This is a genomic window from Sphaerisporangium siamense (assembly GCF_014205275.1).
Taxonomy (GTDB): domain Bacteria; phylum Actinomycetota; class Actinomycetes; order Streptosporangiales; family Streptosporangiaceae; genus Sphaerisporangium; species Sphaerisporangium siamense.
On record NZ_JACHND010000001.1, the window covers coordinates 1,695,712 to 1,713,551 of the forward strand.

General features: G+C 70.3%; 27 protein-coding genes. 9 read left to right on the forward strand and 18 right to left on the reverse strand.

All coding sequences use genetic code 11. From position 1 onward, the window contains the following. Positions 1-58 precede the first annotated feature (58 nt). The 3 genes from BJ982_RS07935 to BJ982_RS07945 all read right to left on the reverse strand — a co-directional run bounded on the left by BJ982_RS07935 (position 59) and on the right by BJ982_RS07945 (position 2,757). Entirely contained in the window at positions 59-1,066 is a 1,008-nt protein-coding gene (locus BJ982_RS07935) for a hypothetical protein (protein WP_184877913.1), read from the reverse strand. A gap of 251 nt (positions 1,067-1,317) precedes the next feature. After that, entirely contained in the window at positions 1,318-1,851 is a 534-nt protein-coding gene (locus tag BJ982_RS07940) for an RICIN domain-containing protein (protein ID WP_184877915.1), read from the reverse strand. 78 nt (positions 1,852-1,929) lie between these two features. Continuing rightward, positions 1,930-2,757 (reverse strand): helix-turn-helix domain-containing protein, encoded by an 828-nt coding sequence (locus tag BJ982_RS07945; protein WP_184877916.1) that lies wholly within the window; start codon positions 2,755-2,757, stop codon positions 1,930-1,932. 116 nt (positions 2,758-2,873) lie between these two features. Between BJ982_RS07945 and BJ982_RS07950 the strand changes: the two genes are divergently transcribed. Continuing rightward, entirely contained in the window at positions 2,874-3,233 is a 360-nt protein-coding gene (locus BJ982_RS07950) for a VOC family protein (protein ID WP_184877919.1), read from the forward strand. Positions 3,234-3,276: 43 nt separating this feature from the next. Here BJ982_RS07950 and BJ982_RS07955 read toward each other — a convergent pair whose 3' ends face one another. Next, on the reverse strand, positions 3,277-4,188 hold the full coding sequence (locus BJ982_RS07955; RefSeq protein WP_184877921.1) for a helix-turn-helix transcriptional regulator: 912 nt from the start codon (positions 4,186-4,188) through the stop codon (positions 3,277-3,279). Between the two features lie 101 nt (positions 4,189-4,289). On the opposite strand from BJ982_RS07955, the gene BJ982_RS07960 reads away from it, so the two are divergent. Next, positions 4,290-4,985: an SDR family NAD(P)-dependent oxidoreductase gene (locus BJ982_RS07960; protein WP_184877923.1), complete on the forward strand. Its 696-nt coding sequence runs from the start codon at positions 4,290-4,292 to the stop codon at positions 4,983-4,985. A 26-nt stretch (positions 4,986-5,011) separates the two neighbouring features. Here the strand turns inward: BJ982_RS07960 and BJ982_RS07965 are convergent, their stop codons facing one another. Continuing rightward, positions 5,012-5,404, reverse strand: a complete 393-nt coding sequence (locus tag BJ982_RS07965; RefSeq protein WP_184877925.1) for a hypothetical protein — start codon at positions 5,402-5,404, stop codon at positions 5,012-5,014. A 511-nt stretch (positions 5,405-5,915) separates the two neighbouring features. Here BJ982_RS07965 and BJ982_RS39080 point away from each other — a divergent pair. From BJ982_RS39080 to BJ982_RS07975, 3 genes are all read left to right on the forward strand, one after another. Further along, complete coding sequence (locus tag BJ982_RS39080) at positions 5,916-6,047, forward strand: hypothetical protein (RefSeq protein ID WP_260413737.1); 132 nt, start codon at positions 5,916-5,918, stop codon at positions 6,045-6,047. Between the two features lie 507 nt (positions 6,048-6,554). After that, positions 6,555-7,007, forward strand: coding sequence for a TIGR03668 family PPOX class F420-dependent oxidoreductase (locus BJ982_RS39085; RefSeq protein WP_239122943.1), 453 nt, complete (start codon positions 6,555-6,557; stop codon positions 7,005-7,007). Positions 7,008-7,033: 26 nt separating this feature from the next. After that, on the forward strand, positions 7,034-7,489 hold the full coding sequence (locus tag BJ982_RS07975; RefSeq protein ID WP_184877930.1) for a MaoC family dehydratase: 456 nt from the start codon (positions 7,034-7,036) through the stop codon (positions 7,487-7,489). 13 nt (positions 7,490-7,502) lie between these two features. On the opposite strand, the gene BJ982_RS07980 is transcribed toward BJ982_RS07975, so the two are convergent. Then, positions 7,503-8,120 (reverse strand): response regulator, encoded by a 618-nt coding sequence (locus BJ982_RS07980; protein WP_184877933.1) that lies wholly within the window; start codon positions 8,118-8,120, stop codon positions 7,503-7,505. After that, positions 8,117-9,307, reverse strand: a complete 1,191-nt coding sequence (locus tag BJ982_RS07985; RefSeq protein WP_239122942.1) for a sensor histidine kinase — start codon at positions 9,305-9,307, stop codon at positions 8,117-8,119. Before BJ982_RS07985 ends, BJ982_RS07980 begins: the two co-directional genes overlap by 4 nt. 15 nt (positions 9,308-9,322) lie before the next feature. On the opposite strand from BJ982_RS07985, the gene BJ982_RS07990 reads away from it, so the two are divergent. After that, the gene (locus BJ982_RS07990; protein ID WP_239122941.1) at positions 9,323-10,006 is read left to right on the forward strand and encodes a hypothetical protein; all 684 of its coding nucleotides are present in this window, start codon (positions 9,323-9,325) and stop codon (positions 10,004-10,006) included. Positions 10,007-10,178: 172 nt separating this feature from the next. On the opposite strand, the gene BJ982_RS07995 is transcribed toward BJ982_RS07990, so the two are convergent. Next, positions 10,179-10,817, reverse strand: a complete 639-nt coding sequence (locus BJ982_RS07995; RefSeq protein WP_184877938.1) for a sensor histidine kinase — start codon at positions 10,815-10,817, stop codon at positions 10,179-10,181. Between the two features lie 361 nt (positions 10,818-11,178). On the opposite strand from BJ982_RS07995, the gene BJ982_RS08000 reads away from it, so the two are divergent. After that, positions 11,179-11,415: an RNA-binding S4 domain-containing protein gene (locus tag BJ982_RS08000; protein WP_239122940.1), complete on the forward strand. Its 237-nt coding sequence runs from the start codon at positions 11,179-11,181 to the stop codon at positions 11,413-11,415. Positions 11,416-11,823: 408 nt separating this feature from the next. On the opposite strand, the gene BJ982_RS08005 is transcribed toward BJ982_RS08000, so the two are convergent. Genes BJ982_RS08005 through BJ982_RS08015 form a run of 3 tightly spaced genes read right to left on the reverse strand, consistent with a single transcriptional unit; the run spans position 11,824 to position 12,493 of the window. Further along, positions 11,824-12,096 (reverse strand): hypothetical protein, encoded by a 273-nt coding sequence (locus tag BJ982_RS08005; protein ID WP_184877940.1) that lies wholly within the window; start codon positions 12,094-12,096, stop codon positions 11,824-11,826. Continuing rightward, on the reverse strand, positions 12,093-12,275 hold the full coding sequence (locus BJ982_RS08010) for a hypothetical protein (RefSeq protein WP_184877941.1): 183 nt from the start codon (positions 12,273-12,275) through the stop codon (positions 12,093-12,095). Before BJ982_RS08010 ends, BJ982_RS08005 begins: the two co-directional genes overlap by 4 nt. Continuing rightward, complete coding sequence (locus BJ982_RS08015) at positions 12,272-12,493, reverse strand: hypothetical protein (protein WP_239122939.1); 222 nt, start codon at positions 12,491-12,493, stop codon at positions 12,272-12,274. The genes BJ982_RS08010 and BJ982_RS08015 overlap by 4 nt, the downstream gene beginning before the upstream one ends. Before the next feature lie 154 nt (positions 12,494-12,647). Here BJ982_RS08015 and BJ982_RS08020 point away from each other — a divergent pair, with 154 nt between their 5' ends. Next, positions 12,648-12,899, forward strand: coding sequence for a GntR family transcriptional regulator (locus BJ982_RS08020; protein WP_239122938.1), 252 nt, complete (start codon positions 12,648-12,650; stop codon positions 12,897-12,899). A 4-nt stretch (positions 12,900-12,903) separates the two neighbouring features. On the opposite strand, the gene BJ982_RS08025 is transcribed toward BJ982_RS08020, so the two are convergent. Next, complete coding sequence (locus BJ982_RS08025; RefSeq protein ID WP_184877945.1) at positions 12,904-13,170, reverse strand: DUF6907 domain-containing protein; 267 nt, start codon at positions 13,168-13,170, stop codon at positions 12,904-12,906. Positions 13,171-13,345: 175 nt separating this feature from the next. Here BJ982_RS08025 and BJ982_RS08030 point away from each other — a divergent pair, with 175 nt between their 5' ends. Continuing rightward, positions 13,346-13,519 carry a hypothetical protein gene (locus BJ982_RS08030; protein WP_184877947.1) on the forward strand — a complete coding sequence of 58 codons (174 nt, stop codon included), beginning with the start codon at positions 13,346-13,348 and terminating at the stop codon, positions 13,517-13,519. 136 nt (positions 13,520-13,655) lie between these two features. On the opposite strand, the gene BJ982_RS08035 is transcribed toward BJ982_RS08030, so the two are convergent. The 6 genes from BJ982_RS08035 to BJ982_RS08060 all read right to left on the reverse strand — a co-directional run bounded on the left by BJ982_RS08035 (position 13,656) and on the right by BJ982_RS08060 (position 17,835). Next, positions 13,656-13,916 (reverse strand): hypothetical protein, encoded by a 261-nt coding sequence (locus BJ982_RS08035; RefSeq protein WP_184877949.1) that lies wholly within the window; start codon positions 13,914-13,916, stop codon positions 13,656-13,658. 26 nt (positions 13,917-13,942) lie between these two features. Further along, complete coding sequence (locus tag BJ982_RS08040; protein WP_184877951.1) at positions 13,943-14,686, reverse strand: CHAP domain-containing protein; 744 nt, start codon at positions 14,684-14,686, stop codon at positions 13,943-13,945. Positions 14,687-14,779: 93 nt separating this feature from the next. Beyond that, a complete protein-coding gene (locus BJ982_RS08045) occupies positions 14,780-15,154 on the reverse strand; it encodes a hypothetical protein (protein WP_184877953.1) in 375 nt (124 codons plus the stop codon). Further along, complete coding sequence (locus BJ982_RS08050) at positions 15,151-15,540, reverse strand: hypothetical protein (RefSeq protein WP_184877956.1); 390 nt, start codon at positions 15,538-15,540, stop codon at positions 15,151-15,153. The genes BJ982_RS08045 and BJ982_RS08050 overlap by 4 nt, the downstream gene beginning before the upstream one ends. A gap of 19 nt (positions 15,541-15,559) precedes the next feature. Further along, a complete protein-coding gene (locus BJ982_RS08055) occupies positions 15,560-15,976 on the reverse strand; it encodes a hypothetical protein (protein ID WP_184877958.1) in 417 nt (138 codons plus the stop codon). Continuing rightward, entirely contained in the window at positions 15,973-17,835 is a 1,863-nt protein-coding gene (locus tag BJ982_RS08060) for a hypothetical protein (RefSeq protein ID WP_184877960.1), read from the reverse strand. Before BJ982_RS08060 ends, BJ982_RS08055 begins: the two co-directional genes overlap by 4 nt. Positions 17,836-17,840 lie beyond the last annotated feature (5 nt).

Below are 17,840 nucleotides of genomic sequence, written 5' to 3' on the forward strand. Positions count from 1 at the left end.
GGCCGGCGGACTTCCCGGCGGACCACGGCCGTCAGGGACAGGGCCGTCGCCAGGGGGGTCAGTATTCACGCGTCGTCGACATGTAGTGGCGTGGGTAGAGGTTTGTGTGGTGGTTTGGATGGAGCCGGCGGGGGTGGTGGGGCGCCATTCGATGAGGAGGACGGTGGCGTCGTCGGCCAGGGACGCGCCCGCTTCTTCGCTGAACAGGTCGTGGACGAGGCGGCGCAGCGCCTCGGGGGCGGACATGCCGGCCGCGGTGGTCCCTATGATGGTGTCGGCCAGCCGGTCCAGTCCGAACAGTTCGCCTTCGATCGTGCCCGGCGGCGTCGAACAGCGAGACGTGGACCACGCGGTTCATGATGGAGAAGTCGTAGGCGTCCCCGCCGAGCTGGTAGACGGGTTCGGCGGCGGCGCAGATCACCACATCCTGGGTGGCGAAGGTCTGACCGGGTATGAACGCCCAGACCATCTCGGCCGACAGCCGCATCCGCTCGCGGCGGCGCAACTGGTTGAACACGTCGCTGTAGCCGCCGTGGCTGACCACCAGCAACGCCACGACGCCGGCGAGCAACTGGCACCGCTGCAGCACCTGTTCGTCCAGATGGTCGACGGTCAGCTCCAGCACCCCCACCCGGACGTTGCCGTCCACCAGCGGCAGCCAGATCCGGTGCCGGCGCGCCGGCTCACCCACCCGGGTCAGCTCGCCGGGGACCTGGCTGTCTTCGGCCGTCACCACGGTCAGCTTCCTGTAGGCCAACCCGGCCACCGTGCCCTCGATCCGCACCACGCCGCGCTCCCGCCCGGCGACGTCCGGATCGTCTGGCTCAGCGTCGAACTGCGCGGCGTCATCGCCGCCCGCCCCCGAAGGCACCTCCGGGGGCAGCGGCACGAGCACTTTCTCCTGCAGGTCCGCCAGATACACCACCACGCGGCGGACCCCCAGCGGCCCGGCATTGTCGGTGATCACGTCGGCGAGCCGGGCCGGCGGCTGCGCCCGTGCCACCCGCAGCACCTCGGCCAGTACTTGTTCGCCTACCGACAGTTCGGCAGATGCATCGCCGTCCATGGCCTTGACTCGCAACCCGTTCGATACGGCCGCCGTCCTGCGTCGTGCCTCACCGAAGGCCGGGGGCCGTCTGCCTCACTACCGTTGATACCCGCGGCGTCCCGTACCAACAATGAAGAACCCAACGGATACGCCTCTGACCTGGGATCGGTCGAGCCGTCCGCCGTAGCCGTGGATCATGATCTGAAGCGCCGTTCGCGGTGGGCGCCAGGGGAGGAAGGCCACCAGCGGCGACGGGGCGTGGTCGGAGGTCAGGACAGAGTGTCCTTGATCGCGATCTGGCCGTCCACGATGACGAACTTCTGGTTGGTGTTGTTGTAGTCGCACCGCCACAAGTACACCTGCGTGCCGTTGCCGCGGCCGTTGGTGGCGTCCAGGCACAGCGGGTTGGCCGAGTTGAGCGTGGACTTGAGGAAGATCAGGTTTCTCCGGACGACCCAGAGCTGGTTGGCGTTGCTCACGCACTGCCACTGGTAGACCCGGGTGCCGTTGGCGCGGCCGTTGGAGGAGTCCAGACACATCACCTGGCTCTTGCCGATGGTGTCTTCCACCTTCACGAGGCCGTCCTCGATGACGAACTTCTGGTTGGTGTTGTTGCTGTCGCACTGCCACTGGTACATCAGGACGCCGTTGCCACGGTTGTTGCTGACGTCGACGCACATCGCGGTCCCGACGTGGGTGGCGGGGCCGGGGGGCTCGTGGGCGGAGGCGACCGCGGGCAGGGGGACGACCGCCCCCATGGCGGTGGAGATGACGGCGGTGGCCAGCAGATGGCGAGCGAGCATGGTTGCCTCTCAGAAAAGTCGATCAAGACATGAGCACCCTGCCACAACTGGTTGTCAGCGATCAATTACTGAACGTGTTCATGTCCGCGTGCTGCCCGCCGCTGCGACCGGGGGCTCGTCCGAGGTCGCGTGGGCGGGCGGCGTGAGGAGGCGTCGTAGGGCGAGCGGGGTGTGGCCGAGGTGGTCGCGGACGGTGCGGGTCAGGTGGGCCTGGTCGGCGAAGCCGAGTTCGGCGGCGAGGCCGGCGAGGCCGGTGTCGCCTTCTTCGAGCCGGTCCATGGCCCGGGCGACGCGGACCCGGTTGCGGTAGCGGGTGAGCGACACGCCGACCTGCTGGGAGAACACCCGGCTCAGCCGGTACGGCGAGACCCGCAACGCCGCGGCCAGCGAGCACAGCCGCGCCCCCTCCGGCGCTCCGTCCATGATCGCCGCACGGGCCGCCGTGGCCAGCGCCCGGTGGGCGGGTCTCGTCCGCTCGGCAGGCCGCGGGGCGGTCAGCGCGACGAGACCGAGCAGTTCCTCCGTCAGCGCGTAGTCGATGTCGCCGCCCTCCGCGGCGGCGAGGACCCGGCGGTGGGCCAGGTCGACGCGGGCGTCGATGTACACGCTCCTCTTACCGGTACGCCCTTCCCAGAGCCACGGGGAGAAGCGCACCGAGGTGCAGACGTCGCCGCCGGCCGGGTGGGCGAACCGCTCCTCCTCACCCGGCGCGCTCAGATAGCCGACCGTCGGATCCAGATCGGCGTCGTCGCCGTCGGCCCACCGCCGGAACCGGCCGCGCCGGATGAGCACCAGGCGGTGGCCGTCACGTGCCTCCGGCTTCGACCATCGGGTGTGGTCGGCGCGGCAGGCCACCGTGCTCACGGTGAACTCGGACCGGGCGGCGAGGGTGACGGCTGACAGCACGCCGCCGAGCGTACGCGGCGGGTACGACGAAACGGCCCGCAAGAATCTTCAAGACCCCGCGGTGCCTAGGCGCGGATGCTGGGGCGGACCAACGACGACAGCAAGGAGTCATCGACATGGCCGTCCAGGCAGAGCTCACCGCGATCATCATCGACTGTGCCGCCCCGAAGGCGCTGGCGCGGTTCTATCAGGACGTCACCGGCTGGCAGATCACCCACAGTGACGATGATTTCGCCTACCTGGGAGAGGGGCCGTTCCAGCTGGCCTTCCAGCGGATCGACGGCTATCGGGGGCCGGGCTGGCCGGACGCCGCCAAGCACGCCCACCTCGATTTCAAGGTCGCCGACATCCCGCAGGCCGTCGAGGGGCTGCTCGCCGCCGGCGCGACCAAGCCCGAGTTCCAGCCCGGCGGCGAGGACTGGGTCGTCCTCGCGGACCCTGAGGGGCACCTGTTCTGCCTGACCGCGAGCGACTGACCGTCGCCGCGGCCGTCAGGGCGACCCCGGGTCCGAGTGTCGCTCACCGCGCGCCGCCCGGGCCGGGTACGGGCTCGGTCACCGTCCAGGGGTGGTCCGGGACAGGGGACGACACGCCGGTGACGCGCGTGAGGGCGAGCTTGGCCTCGTCCTCACTGCCGGGCACTGCCGTGTAGATGATGATCTTGAGGTCGGTGCCCGAGTCGCAGAGCACGTCGCAGTCGATGGTGATGTCGCCGACCTGCGGATGCCGGATCGTCTTCCGGTCCTCCGCGTGGTGGCCGACGGCGCCGGAATGCCACAGCCGGGCGAAACGCGGGTTGCCGTCCAGCGTGCGGCGGATCAGCCCGCTCAGGCGCGCGTCTCCGGGGTAGCGGCCCGACGCGCGGCGCAGGTCGGCGACGATGGCCCTGTCGGACGCCTCCAGGTTCTTGGAGACGACGGGCCATCCCGCGAGGCCTCCGCGGTCGGACGCGACCGGAAAGCGCGCCCGCACCAGGTTCCGGTCCTCCGGCGCGACTCCGGAAGGGTCGCCGATCAGCGCCGCCCAGCCGCGGCTCCACCACAGCAGCCGCCAGTCGGCGGCGAACACGGCGACCGGCGCGTCCCCGAGCCGGGTGAGCACCCGCTGGATCCCAGGCGGGATGTGGTCGCCGATCAGGCCGTCCCGGGGCGGCTGCAGGCCCGCGAGCCGGTAGAGATGGTCGCGCTCCGCCCCCGTGAGCTGCAACGCCCGGGCCAGCGCGGCGCTGACCTGGGCCGACGGCGTGGTCGCCCGGCCCTGTTCGAGCCGTACGACGTAGTCGACCGAGACACCCGCGAGGTCGGCGAGTTCCTCGCGGCGCAGCCCGGACGTGCGGCGCGCGCGCCCGGCGGGCAGACCGACCGCCGCCGGGGAGAGCCGGTCGCGCCAGGCGCGGATCGTCGCGCCCAGGCTCATGTCGTGCGTGGTCATGCCCTCATTCTGCGTCGGCGGCGCGACGCCAGGGTGGTACCAGCGGTCCTACCGGCGAGGTCTCCCTGGTTGCCCGCGCCCGGCGCCACGATGCTCGAACCATGACCATCACCTTCATCACCGGCGCCAACAAGGGCCTCGGGTTCGAGACCGCCCGCCGCCTCCGCGACCTCGGCCACACCGTCATCCTCGGCGCCCGCGACCCTGAACGCGGACGGGCGGCGGCGGACGAGCTCGGCGTGCGCTTCGTGCGGATCGACGTCACCGACGACGCGTCCGTCGCCGCCGCGGCGGCCGACGTCGACGCGTGCGAGGGCCGCGTCGACGTCCTCGTCAACAACGCCGGGATCACCGGCCGGCGCCTGCCCGCCGAAGAACTGACCGGGGACGCCGCCGCCGAGGTCTTCCAGACCAACGTCGTGGGCATCATCCGGGTGACCAGCGCCTTCCTGCCCCTTCTGCGCCGGTCGGAGCACCCGGCGATCGTCAACGTGAGCAGCGGCATGGGGTCGTTCGCGCTGACCCACGACCCGGACCGCGTGGAGTCGAAGGTCTCCTCGCCGCTGTACGCGCCCTCGAAGGCCGCGGTGACGATGCTCACGACGCAGTACGCCAAGGCGCTGCCCGGAATCCGGGTCAACGCCGCCGACCCCGGCTACACCGCGACCGACCTCAACGGGCACAGCGGCACCCAGACCGTGAGCGAGGGCACCGACGCGATCGTCACGCTGGCGACCGAGGGCGCCGACGCGGGAACGGGCCGGTTCATCGACCGTTTCGGGCCCATGCGCTGGTGACGACGCGCGGCATGTCGTCGCCGTGCCTACGCGACGGCGGGCAGCTCGCCGATCAGAGCGATCTGTTCGCCGGTGCGCGGGCAGAACCAGGCGGCCCGGCCGTTCTTCGCCTCGGCGGTCAGGGGGTGGGAGTCGGGATGTGCCGGACAGTGCGGCCACACCGCCGGCAGGCCCGCCGCCCACAGCGCTTCCACCGCCCATTCCTGCACCTGATCGGCGAGCCAGGCCGTCTGCTCGACCGGATCCGCGCCGGGCGTCACGGAGACGCCCTGCCCGCTGCCGTCCGGCCCGTAGAACATGGCGCCCGCCAGTCCGTCCCAATAGAGTCCGGAAGGCTCGCGGATTTCGAAGGGCACCACGCAGGTCGTCCGCAGATCGCGGAGCACTGGTTCCAATGCCGCCGCGAGTTCCTCATGCACGTCAGCATCGTAGGCCGGACGGTGGCAGGAAAACTGCGATATATGGCAGTCCCGGCGCTTGAGCGACGTCAGGGCGCGGGTCAGAATCCTTGAAGAACGCGGACATCGCGTCGATCCCCAGGGGTGGAAGGGAGAGCATGACGCTGATTCGGCGACGATGAACCAATGCGACCGGACAGGGGTTCCGGCGCATGGTTCTGAATACGGGGGCCGACGACGGGCACGTGGTCGCGGGGGCGATCACGACGACGCGTTGTCGCCGGTCGATGTCCAGGTGAAACGGGGTGTACTGACGAGTTCCGGCGCCGACGGAGGGCTGTGCGGGCGCCAGGCTCCGATCACGAGCCGATTCTGACGCGGGCGAGCACGCTGGCGTCTTTCGCATGCCGGAGAACGGCGACCGGCGAATGAGAAACGCGTCGTCGCCGACCCGGCATGTCCGGGCGGAGTGAATCATCCGCGCTCCGCCGATCGGTTCGCCGATCGCTTTCACGACGAATGCCGTCGCGCCATGGAAACGGTGCGGCGCCTGGTCGTCATCGGGGACGGAACCGGCAGCCGCGACTCCCGGTACCACGGCTTCTACTCCGCGAAGCGCATCCTCGGCGTCGTCATCCGGCCGGGACGCCTCGCGCGGCGATGAGCCCGTATCAGTGTGAGCGCAGGCTCAGGACGGGCGCCGCGCCGCCCCGTCCAGGCTCGCCGGCAACGCCGGGGACGTCGTGAAAGGTCTGGATGGCGAGGATCTCCGGCGGCCGCACGTCCGGGAAGAGCCGCCATGCCGCCTCGTAGGAGGGCCGGAGCAGGGTGTCGGGGAATGCCGGAAGGTATGCGGACATTCCCGGCTGGCCGGGGCGTGTTCTTCTGGAAGCGATATCGGGGAGCCCCGTGCAATCATGAGTCTCGGTCCAGGGGCCCACCCTGGAGAACAGGCAGCTTCCCATGGCAACCCCCCCTTCGGAACCGCCTCCGCTTCCCCGGCGAGACGAGGCCGTGCGCTGCGCGGAAGCCGACGGCGACCGTCGCTGCGTCCTGCCCCTGGATCACCCCGGTGATCACGTCTTTCCCCGCCGGCCCGACACCTGACCCAGGCCCGCGACACCCGCGGCAGGACGCGCCCGCACCGCCCGTCACGTGCTTGGATACCTGTGTGGCCGAAGAAGGCGGACCGGCGCCGGACGATTGGGCGCGCGCGAGGCTGGCCGACGCGCGCGTGGCCAGGCTGGGCACGACCGGTGACGACCGGGCCCCGCACCTCGTCCCGATCACGTTCGCCGTCCAGGGCGGCCGCATCCTGACGGCCGTCGACCACAAGCCGAAGACCACCACCGACCTGCGGCGGATCCGCAACATCCGCGCGAACCCCCAGGTCTGCGTCCTCGTCGACCACTACGACGAGGACTGGACGCGCCTGTGGTGGGTGCGGGCGGACGGCCTCGCGACGGTCCTGCGAGACGAGGACGAGCGCCTCCCCGCCCTCGGCGCCCTGATCGCCAAGTACCCGCAGTACGCCGAGCGGCCGCCCGCCGGGCCGGTGATCGCCATCGACGTCGTCCGGTACGCCGCCTGGTCCTCCGGCCAAGGGACCGCGCCGCCGGGCTGAGAGAACGGTCGCCGTACGATGACGCCATGCGGATCTTCCCGAGCGTCGAGGCGCTGAAGGCGGCCCAAGGCGAGCACCTCGGGCACACCCCTTGGCGCGAGGTCACCCAGCGGCAGGTGGACCTGTTCGCCGACGCCACCGATGACCACCAGTGGATCCACGTGGACGCCGAGCGCGCCGCCGCGGGGCCGTTCGGCGGCACCATCGCGCACGGCTACCTCAGCCTCGCCCTGCTGCCCTCGCTCGTCCGCTCGCTCTACCGGGTCGAGGGGCCGAAGATGGTCGTCAACTACGGCCTCAACAAGGTGCGCTTCCCCACGCCCGTCCCCGTCGGCGCCCGGATCCGCGCCGGCGCCGAGATCGTCGAGGTCAAGGACACGCCGTCCGGGGCGCTCGTCGGCCTCCGCGTCACCGTCGAGGTCGAGGGCGCGGCCAGGCCCGCCTGTGTCGCCGAGACCCTGTCGCTGCTCGTCGCCGGCTGACCGGCCGGCGCCTTCACATACCGGAGTACAGGATCGCGGCCTGCACCCGGCTGCGCAGGCCCAGCTTCCCCAGCATGCGGCTGACGTGCGTCTTCGCCGTCGCCTCGCTCATGTCCAGCGCACGGGCGATCTCGGCGTTCGACATGCCCCGCGTCACGCAGGCGAGCACCTCGCGCTCACGCGGCGTCAGCACGCCGAGGTCCCGCGGCTCCAGCTCGTTCGTCCGGGCGAACGCCGTGATCAGCCGGCGGGTCACGGACGGGGAGATCAGCCCCTCGCCACGCGCCACCAGCCGCACCGCCTGGACGAGCGCGTCGGCGTCGGTGTTCTTCAGCAGGAACCCGGCGGCCCCGGCGCGCAGGGCGCCGAACACGTACTCGTCCAGGTCGAACGTGGTCAGGACGAGCACGTCCGCGATGCCGGCGAGCCGGCGCGTGGCGGAGATGCCGTCCAGCCTGGGCATGCGGATGTCCATGAGCACGACGTCCGGCCGCAGCTCCTCGGCCGCGCGCACCGCCGCCTCCCCGTCGGAGACCTCGCCGACCACCTCGATGTCGGACTCGCCTTCCAGGATCAGCACCACCCCCGCGCGTACCGCGGCGTGGTCGTCCGCGACCAGTACCTTGATCATGCGCGGTCCTCGGCCGTGATCAGCTTGGCCTCGAACGGCTGCGACTCCACGGTCAGCGTGGCCACGACGCGCCAGAACCGCCCGGCGTCACCGTCCGCGTCGTGCGGGCCCGCCGTGAACGTGCCCCCCACCAGCGCCGCGCGCTCGGCCATGCCCACCAGCCCCGCCCCGGACCCCGGCAGCCCCGCCGGACCGGTCGCGCACGGGTTCTCGACGGTCAGCACGACCTCGTCCTGCCCGTACCGCACACGCACGCCCGCACGGCCCGTGCCGTGCTTCATCGCGTTCGTCAGGGACTCCTGGAGGATGCGGTAGCCCGCCAGCTCGATGGACGGCGGCAGATCGCGCGGCGTGCCCGACACCGCCAGATCGACGGCCAGCCCGGCGCGGCACGAGCGCGCCACCAGGTCGGACGCGTCCCTCAGGCGGTGGCCCGTCGTCTCGGGCTCCTCGTCCTCGGCGCGCAGCAGGCCGATCATCGTCCGCATCTCGGCCATCCCCCGCACGCTGTTCTCCCGGATCGACTCCAGCACCTTCCGCACCGCCGCCCGGTCGAGATCCGTGCGGGCGATCACCGCGGCGGACTGGATCGCCACGGCGCTGAAGTGGTTCGCGACGAGGTCGTGCAGTTCACGGGCCATGCGGGTGCGCTCGGCCGTCACGGCCGCCTGCCGGTCCATGGCGGCCAGCCGCGCGACCTGCTCGCCCCGGACGCGCTCGGCGATCACCTGGTCGCGGTGCTGACGGATGATCATGGCCGTGATGGTCGGCGTCGTCAGCACCAGGCCGGCCTGCACGCCCGCGACCGCCAGCGCGCCCCAGTCCCTGGCGATGAACCCCGCGACCGCGCCGGTCACCACGGCGAGCACGACCGTGGCGCCGAGCAGCCACGTGGCCAGGCGGCGCGGGCCGTACAACGTGGGCGAGTACAGGTTGTCGGTGAAGACCAGGACCGTGCCGAGCGAGGGCCCGACGCACAGGTCGGCCACCATGCCGGCCACGCCGACCACCAGCGCCGCCACGGGCCTGCGCCGCCGCAGGACCACGCCCGCGCAGGTCATCGCCAGCGGCACCGCCAGCAGCGCCACCGGCTGACCTCGGTGGACGTACGCGCCGCTGGCCAGCAGGACGATGCCGAGGGCGAACACCGCGACCCCCACCAAGGCGTCCTGCCGGAACGGATTCATGCCTCTCATCGCACCATGTCCGCACTCCCCGCGACACCGTCCGTGTTACGGCACACCCGTACATACAAGGATGTAGACGGGTTCATCATCGCCGACGACGACGGCCGCTCCGCCATGGCCAAGGCTGGACGTGTGATCGTAGCCGTCATCATCGGATGTGAGATCGGGTTCTGGATCTTGCTGGGCCTCGGCCTGCTGACACGCTACAAGCTGCGCCGGCGCGCGCTGAGCAACGTCTTCCTGATCGCCGTCCCGCTCATCGACGTCGTACTGCTCGCCGCCACCGTGATAGACCTGCGCAGCGGCGGCACCGCCGAGTGGACCCACGGCCTGGCCGCCGCCTACCTCGCCTACTCGATCGTCTTCGGCCACCGCACGATCCGCTGGGCCGACCAGGTGGCCGCCCACCGCCTCTCCGGCGGCCCACCCCCATGGAAGCCCCCCGCCGGCGGAATGGCGAGAGCCAAGTACGAATGGGGCATGTGGCTACGGATAGTTCTGGCCTACGGCATCGCGTGCGCCCTGCTCGGCTCGGCCATCTGGTTCATCGACGACCCCTCCCGCACCGCCGCCCTCACCGACTTCATGCTCGGCCTGGCCCGCGTCCCGGTGATCGCCCTCCTATGGCCCCTGTCCTACACCCTGTTCCCCAAGAAGACCCGCGACAAGACCCCACCCACCCCAACCCCTCACGCCTGACCACCCCCGCCTCACCCGGTCCGAGGCGCCGGCACCGCGAGGCCGACTCGACCAACCGCGGAGCCGAGAACGTCATCAGATTCATTCGACCGCCCAGTGGCCGCTTCCACGCATAACGGAACCGAGGCTGCTCAGAGCGCTTGGCGAAGGCCATGCTCGATTCTCGTCCTCATCAGGCCGCCCGGTACGGAAGCTCGGCATGCACCCGCCATCCGCCCTGATACAACCCGGCCCACGCCGACCCGCCCAGCTTCGCCGCGCGCCGCCGCATGGTCTCCACCCCTTGGCGTGCGCCGTGCGAAGCCGGCAGCCTCCCCTTCAACCGGTTGTCCACCGTGAGGACGATCCGATCCGCCCGGTACGCCAGCACGACCGTCGCACTCGGCGTCCCGTGCCGCAGCGTATTGGTCAGCGCCTCCTCCAGAATCCGCATCCCGGCCAGATCCACCGGATCCGGCAGGTGCCTGGGCGCCCCCGCCACGTGCAGGCGTATCGTCAGCCCCTCTCGCCGCGACGACTGGACCAGGCCGGCCAGAGTCGGGCGCGGATAGTCGTACTGGGTCCGTTGCAGCAGTCGCCTGAGGCGCACGACGTGCTGCTCGTGCTCGTCCACGGTGACGGACGACCGATGCGGCCGCCTGAAGCGCACGACATGCTGCTCATGCTCGTCCACGGTGACAGACGACCGATGCCGCCGCCTGACCAGCACGGCCGCCATCACGATGACCGCGACGCCGAGACAGGCCAACCCGACGGCGACGACGATCGGCGTCGAGAAACCGGCGATGCCGTGAAGGGCTGGCTGGTCCATGTCTCGATCCCGAAGTGCTCGCCACGTACAGGGATGTCGCGGTTGTCATTGCCGCCCACCCCCACCGCCACGCCCACCCCCGAGAAAGCTTGACCTCCTTTTGCCCAGTTCCCCCAGACCCGCCCAATAGATCCACCTAACCCCCCTTCTGTGCACCCACCACCACACCCCCTCACCCACGCAACCGGGAACCTCGCTCAACGTCACATCGGGTCTGGCCGAACGTCACATAGGCATCGACCCATCGCCCCCCGGCCCGGCTCACCCTGGGTCACGACCTGGGCGGGGCTCCCTCTCGTTGGAGGGCCGCATGACCGTCATGGCACCGTCCGGCCATCCAACTGTCCATATGCTGGGGCTCGTGGACGACGAGACCTTCCTGGAGCAGACCTTCCAGCTCCGCACGGACTACATCCCTCTGTGCGACCTGCTGAAGTACTGCTCCATCACCGAAAGCGGCGGCGAGGCCAAACACTTGATCGCCGAAGGCAACGTCCTGGTAGACGGCGACGTCGAACTCCGCAAAACCCGCAAGATCAGGCCCGGCCAAATCGTCAGCGGCCTCGACTTCCAAATCCACGTAGTAGCCGCCCCATAGCCCCACCCCGTCCCCCTCACCCGACCGCCCCCCCTGCCCGCCAGCCCCCCTCACCCAAGCCCCGCCCCCACCAGAACACCAGCCCCCCAGAGGCACCGACCCCCCTCTTCCCGAACCGGTTCGGCACACTGCCCAAGACCCGCTATGCTTATCGAGGCAGTCAGGCGGCCGTAGCTCAATGGATAGAGCATCTGACTACGGAATATACCGAATTTAGCGACGTACGGTATCCCATTTGACCTGGAAGCCACACAGCGACGTACATGTGAAATCAGATTGCTAATCAGGGCCCTTGAATGGGCCCTTTTTCATTGCACGAAAAGAGCCCCCGGTCCCTGCGCTATCGCGCGCGCAGGGACCGGGGGCTCGCCCCGTCCGGTGTGGGGACCCGGGCGGGAGCCTGGAGGGCTAGGAGGACGGGCTCGGCCGCGAGGGCGGCGGGATCGCCCCAGGGTCGGGCAGAGGCCGGCTACGCCGCAGCGCCTCGGCCTGCGCCTGCTCTTCGAGCTGGCGGGCGAGCTCGTCGAGGTCGTCGGCCCCGAGCACGTTGGTGATCCCATACCGGGCGGCTTTGTCCGACCAGAAGTGACGCCGCACGGCGACCCACCCGCCGTGGAAGTCGGTGATCTCCCACGTACGCCCGTAGCGCTGCTGGACTTGGGCGAGGGACAGGGCGCTCACGGCCATAACCGTTTCAGGGCCTCGCTGAAGCGGATGACAAGGGCGTCGAGGCGAATCTCCTCCCACGTCTCCCCGCACGCCTCGCGCCCGCTGCAGGTGTGGGTCGCTCGCAGCATGCCGTCCTCGTCGCAGCGGAGGTTCTCGAACTCGGTGAGTCCGTGCTCGGCCGCGGCGTTCACTGCTCGTCGCCTAGGGTTGCTAGAGCCGCCAGGGATTCCTGTTCGGCGATCTCCAGGGCGAGGGTGCGCTCATCGTCGGCGTCGACCGTCCGCCATGCGCCGGCCGTGCCCTCGGCGTCGCTGAACGGCTTCACCCGCGTGGCCCAGTAGCGGCCGGCGTCGGAGACGAACAGAGCCCAGCCCTCGACGGTCATGCCTGATGGCACTACGTTTCTCACAGTCGGACCTCCGATGTCCGGCGAGGGGCCCGTACGGCGTGTCAGCGCCTGCGGGCCCCGTCTCGTTGTCGTAGCGTTACCCACCGTAAGCCCGGTGTACTACCCCCGTCTAGCCTCTGGGGTAGCTATGGCTCGTCCATGCTGGTCACCTAGCGTGACGCGAGGGATCGACCGCGACTCGCCCATCCCGCCGTACCGGCAAGTGGCCAACGCGCTGCGCGAGCGCATCACCTCCGGCAAGATTCCGGTCGGCCGGCGCATCCCGTCTCTGGTCGAGCTGGAGGGCGAGTTCGACGTCGCCCGCGACACCCTCCGCAAGGCGGTCCAGGTGCTGAAGGACGAGGGCCTCGTCGAGACGGTGAAAGGCATGGGCGTGTACGTGAAGGCGCAACCGCCCGCGGAGTGACCGCTCAGGCGCGCGCCGCGGCGACCTGGGCGAGGATCGCGCGGGCCAGGGCCTCGGCGTCGTCGAGGGCGAGGTCGGCGTCGCCGTGCTCGGAGGTGCCCGGGCGGAGGGTGGCGGCCAGCATCCGCACCGGCGCGCCGGGCTGCTGGAGGAGCTGGAGGGCGACGTCCCCGCGCGGGGTTTCCAGGACGTGCTGGATGCTCTCGTGCTCGACGTCGACGGAGCTGTGGGCGGTGTTGCACCAGGGCGGGCAGGTCGTACGCTGACTCATGGATCGGGACTCACTTCCTGATCAAGGCCCTCGTCTGGCGGTGGTGTCGCCTGGCGGGGGCCGCTCTGTCTATTCGATGACTTGCCTGGTCATAGCCAATTAATGCAATGGCAGAATATGCATGTCGGATTGGACACGTCAACCACGAAAGCCGAGGTAGACCTAAGGTTCTGCCATGGCAGAAAAGAAGCGTGGCCGTCCAGCGACCGGCCAGACGCCCAACCGCACGGTCCGCGTGCCCGACGAAGTGTGGGACGAAGCCAAACGCAAGGCGGACGAAGAGGGCACCAACGTGACAGACGTGGTCAATGACTGCCTTCGGCGGTACATCGCCAAGAAGAAGCGCTAGTACTCCGTCAACGCGAAAACACCCCGCCCGCCTCCGAAGAGGTCGAGCGGGGTGATCGTGCGCGGGCCCCGAGAGACCTTCGCCGCCCCCCGGGGGGCGGCTGACGGCGTACGCGTCTTGCCGTGAGGTGATGAGTCTACGCCCGGAGCGAGGTCACGTTCTGGGCGTTGGTGTACACCGGCTTCTTGGACGTCAGGCCGAGCGACAGCAGGAACGAGCCGAGTGCGGGCTGCCACTTCTCGACCAGGCGGGCGAGGGTGTAGTAGGCCGTCGTGACGACCACCGTGACGACCTCGGTGACCGCCCCTTCGGGAAGGGTGAGCCCGATCTTCAGCGCCTGGCCGAGCAGGACGCCGACGATGACGGGGACGACGGTCCGCAGGATGGATGCGAGCATGGGGCACTCCTGGGAGAGGGATCGGGTCAGGGGAGGATGAGCTTGGGCCAAGTCTTCGGGCCGACCTCGCCGTCGGCGTGGAGCCCCTCGGCGACCTGGAACGCCTCCACCAGCTCGACGAGCTGGGTGTCGTAGCGGGTCGACTCCAGCCACGCCTTCAACTTCTCGGGCGCGCCGTACGCCGAGATGGGCACGCGCCCGCGGGCGAACAGGCAGGCGCGCACGGTCTTCACGATGAAGCCGACGGTGCCGAGCTTCAGCACGGGCAGGGAGTCCATGAGCTTCTCCGTCCAGGTCTGCGTCTTCACCGCGCCGTAGTCCGGGTATCCGAAGCCGGCCACGCCCGCCAGGCTCCGGCGGCGCTCTAGGAGCTGGTTGGCGGTGTTGCCTTCGAGGGTGAGGATCCGGCCGTCGGGCAGGATGCCCCGGACAAGGCCGACGTGATCGATCTTGCCGATGTCGTGGGAGCCGCCCCAGTCGAAGAACACCAGCCCGCCCACCCTCGGCGTTCGCCCCCACCGGCCGCGGTCGGCGAACCACTGCGCGGCGTAGGGGGTGTAGGCCATGCGCGGAATCACGCTCTCGGGGATCCCAGCCTGCTCGGCCGCCCAAGAGATGCTCATCTGGCACCACGGCGCTTCCGCGAACCCCGGCGCGTCCTTCAGGTCCTCGTACCACTGGCCGAACTTCGTCCAGCCGCTGATGCGCTCCTGGTAGCCCTTCTGTGAGGCCATGATGGCCAGCAGGGCCCGGTCAGGCGAGGTCGTCATCGGGCTCCTCCGGGGTCTGGTCGACGCCGTCCTGGTCGCCGTCCTCGGGGCGCAGGCCGGCCGCGTTACTCGGCTTCGGGGGGATGGGCTCGATCACGGATGCTCCTTCGGGTGGGCCAGAGGTTCGATCCCGCTCTTGCTGAGCTGGAGCCGCAGGTCGGAAACGGTGCGCTCGAACGTGGACACCTGTGCCTGTAGCTCGCGGATCTGGAGGCGCATCGCCATCGAGGAGTCCTGCTCTCGGGTGAGCTGGTCGGTCACCTCGTCCAGGCGCCTGCGCATCCGTTCGAGCTGCTCCTCCAAGGTCTTCAGTGCGCTCTCATAGATCGCCTTCGCGCGCTCGTAGGCCGCCGCGTCGACCTTGTCCTCCTCGACCGCGTTGGCCCGAGTGGACGCGCGGTAGGAGAAGCCGGCGCCGATGACGGCCGACACTCCGGCGATGACGGCGACGACGACCTCGGTGCTCAACGCTCACCGCCCTCGGGCCACCCCGCGATCACCGCCACCAGGGCGGCGAAGACGAGGAAGAAGATCGCCAGGACCCAGCCGCGCGGCAGGACTCCGAGGGCCCAGCCGGCCAGGTGCACCATCCCCCACACGACCTTGATCAGAGATGCGGCGGTGAAGGCGATGCGATCGGCGTGCATCCACGCCTGGACCGCACAGAGCACGCCGATCGCGGCCCAGATGCCCGCCCAGAACGGGAGTGGTAGCAGCGCGGCGAGGAACAGGTAGCTGCCGGTCGCGGGCGCGGTGAGCAGGACGCCGGCATAGCCGAGGTCGAGCACGGCGAACACGCAGAGGGTGGCGCCACGGCGGCCGACACGGTGTTTGAGCGTGGGCCACAGTGGCATGGCGTGTCCTCCCTGGAGGTCAGCCGAGCATCAGGTCGGCGTTCTTCAGTGCGACGAGCGTCGCGTTGATCGTGTTCTTGCTGGACACGAGGCCGTCGTAGATCTGCTGGGCCCAGGACTGGGAGTAGGACGAGGGCGCGTTGCCGGAGGTGATGTTGGCCGCCGGGGCGACCTCGGCGGCCTGCGGCACCTCGGGCGGCAGCGTGCTGTAGTGCCTGCTCGTCGACCGGACGTACACCTCGCCGCCCGACACGTACAGGTACGCGCCGGACGACGGCGCGGCCGGGGCTGATGCGGAGGGGACGAGGAACGGGGCCGACGCCTTGGTGACCGGCACGCCGGTGACCCTCTTCACCTCGGCGGCCAGCGCGTTGATCTGCCGCTGGAGGTCGCGCAGGATCTCGTTCTGGTCCGCTGGGTAGGGGTTGAGGCTCACAGTTCGACCTCCTGGTCTGTGATGAGGGTGAGCCGGTCCTTGCCGCCGGACCCGCGCTCGGCCGGCGTGAGCTCCCAGCCGATGATGCGCTGCCTCAAGTTGAAGGAGGCGCCGCCGTCGTCGGTGGGCGGGAACCACGGGTTGTCGAGGATGAACCGGGCCCAGTCGCCGCAGGAGTTCGGGCCGAAGGTGGACTCCTTGCCGAGCAGGATGTCGAAGGCGAACGTGGACGGTGCTCCTCCGGCGCGCGCGGCGGCGTAGGCGGCGTAGTCCTGCACCACCTGCGGGTCGATGCTGGCGCCGGGGTGGTTGATGCGCATGTCGTAGATCGGCCACCCGGCCGCGACGTGCTCGGTGGTGATGAGCGTCGAGCGGACGGGCTGGCTGCTGGAGGTGGCGTCGTCGGCCGGTGGGGTGCCGCCGGTGACGCCGACGCGGGTGCCGCCGCGCAGCGCGGAGGTTTCGATCCGCCAGGCGGTGATGTCGCCGCCGTCCGCGCCCTCGGAGAACACGTGCTCGGTGTCGGTGTTGCTGATCTTCGGGGCGCCCAGCTTCACCAGGCGCTGAATCGACCCTCCGATGACGGTCGGGTTGAGCACGTGCTCCAGGCCGCCGCCTGCCCGGGCGTAGGTCTGGAGGAGCTGGCCATAGGAGGTGCCCGTGTCGTCGGCCGTCAGCGGCCGGGACACCCCCGCCGTTCCCGCTGAGCAGGACAGGCCGAGGTTGGAGCCGGTGGCCTGCATGTCGGCGATGACGGCGCGGAACACCTCCAGCAGGTCGCCGTCGAAGTCGGGCGGGTCAGTGGGGAACAGGCGTTGCCAGTGCCCGTCCAGGGTGGTGCCGCGCAGTTGCATGCCGACGCCGCCGCGCGCGGAGCGGGCGGGCAGGGCGTCGGTGAGCCAGTGCATGCCCCACAGCACGCCGCCGCGCCAGGAGTGCACGACGAGCCGCCCGACCCCGGTTGTCAGATCGGTCCGGTCGCGGGGGATGATCTCGGCGAGCTGGTCGCCCTCCGTGCGGGACGGCAGTGGGATGAAGCCCTCCCATGGGGACTCCTGGCCGATGCGCCGGCCGTAGCGGACCTGCCGCACGGTGGGCAGATCGCCCACGTAGGAGCCGGTCAGGTAGTCATGCACGGTGTAGCGGACCTCGGCGTCACCGGCGGTCGGGGTGAAGGCCGGAAAGGTCGGCGGAGTGGGGGGCGGGCCGCCCGAGGTGACCTTGCTGCCGACGATGAGCGTGAAGCTGACGTAGTTGCGCAGCTCGCCATCGGTGGTCGGGAACGCGATCGCGCCGACCGGCGCCGAGGACACCAGGCCGCGGGTCGCCAAGGTGGAGCGGACGAAGAAGCTCGCGGCCTGGACGGCGCGCGGGGTGTACCCCGCGGGAACGCCGATGCTGGCCGCCGGGTTGGGCCCGTGCGGCACGCCGGACACGAACCGGATCTCCAAGCTGCTCGCCACGGCCGGCGTGATGCCTGGGGTGGATGGCGCGCTGGTGGGGGTGACGCCGGGCTGCGCGATGGCGGCCACCTGGATGGCACTGGCGTCGGCGTTCTTCACCGCCAGGATCGCAAAGGTGCAGTCGGCGAACGATTCCGGCACCGGGATGGAGTAGGTGTTCGGCTCGCTGCTGGTCATGGTCCGCCGCCAGACCTTCACGCCGCCGTTGTCCACCCCGGTCCGCTCGGCGATCGGAGCGCCCCAGTTGCCGGACGGCGGGCCGAACGCGGTGATGGGGTCCACCCACGTGCTCGCGAACAAGAGAAGCACGTCGCCCACCTGGGCGCCGCCTGGGCGGGCGATGGTGCCGGGCCCGTCGGAGATGGCGACGGAGACGTCACGCACGTCAGCGGGCACGGATC

What these genes read in the sequence shown, in the direction of transcription:
- BJ982_RS07935 (WP_184877913.1), bottom strand. Translation starts at nt 1,066, where the DNA reads ATGGACGGCGATGCATCTGCCGAACTGTCGGTAGGCGAACAAGTACTG.
- BJ982_RS07995 (WP_184877938.1), bottom strand. Translation starts at nt 10,817, where the DNA reads ATGGACCAGCCAGCCCTTCACGGCATCGCCGGTTTCTCGACGCCGATC.
- BJ982_RS08025 (WP_184877945.1), bottom strand. Translation starts at nt 13,170, where the DNA reads ATGAGTCAGCGTACGACCTGCCCGCCCTGGTGCAACACCGCCCACAGC.
- BJ982_RS08035 (WP_184877949.1), bottom strand. Translation starts at nt 13,916, where the DNA reads ATGCTCGCATCCATCCTGCGGACCGTCGTCCCCGTCATCGTCGGCGTC.
- BJ982_RS07950 (WP_184877919.1), top strand. Translation starts at nt 2,874, where the DNA reads ATGGCCGTCCAGGCAGAGCTCACCGCGATCATCATCGACTGTGCCGCC.
- BJ982_RS07955 (WP_184877921.1), bottom strand. Translation starts at nt 4,188, where the DNA reads ATGACCACGCACGACATGAGCCTGGGCGCGACGATCCGCGCCTGGCGC.
- BJ982_RS07980 (WP_184877933.1), bottom strand. Translation starts at nt 8,120, where the DNA reads ATGATCAAGGTACTGGTCGCGGACGACCACGCCGCGGTACGCGCGGGG.
- BJ982_RS07985 (WP_239122942.1), bottom strand. Translation starts at nt 9,307, where the DNA reads ATGAATCCGTTCCGGCAGGACGCCTTGGTGGGGGTCGCGGTGTTCGCC.
- BJ982_RS07960 (WP_184877923.1), top strand. Translation starts at nt 4,290, where the DNA reads ATGACCATCACCTTCATCACCGGCGCCAACAAGGGCCTCGGGTTCGAG.
- BJ982_RS08050 (WP_184877956.1), bottom strand. Translation starts at nt 15,540, where the DNA reads ATGCCACTGTGGCCCACGCTCAAACACCGTGTCGGCCGCCGTGGCGCC.
- BJ982_RS39080 (WP_260413737.1), top strand. Translation starts at nt 5,916, where the DNA reads ATGGAAACGGTGCGGCGCCTGGTCGTCATCGGGGACGGAACCGGCAGC.
- BJ982_RS07975 (WP_184877930.1), top strand. Translation starts at nt 7,034, where the DNA reads ATGCGGATCTTCCCGAGCGTCGAGGCGCTGAAGGCGGCCCAAGGCGAG.
- BJ982_RS07940 (WP_184877915.1), bottom strand. Translation starts at nt 1,851, where the DNA reads ATGCTCGCTCGCCATCTGCTGGCCACCGCCGTCATCTCCACCGCCATG.
- BJ982_RS08030 (WP_184877947.1), top strand. Translation starts at nt 13,346, where the DNA reads ATGGCAGAAAAGAAGCGTGGCCGTCCAGCGACCGGCCAGACGCCCAAC.
- BJ982_RS08040 (WP_184877951.1), bottom strand. Translation starts at nt 14,686, where the DNA reads ATGACGACCTCGCCTGACCGGGCCCTGCTGGCCATCATGGCCTCACAG.
- BJ982_RS07990 (WP_239122941.1), top strand. Translation starts at nt 9,323, where the DNA reads ATGTCCGCACTCCCCGCGACACCGTCCGTGTTACGGCACACCCGTACA.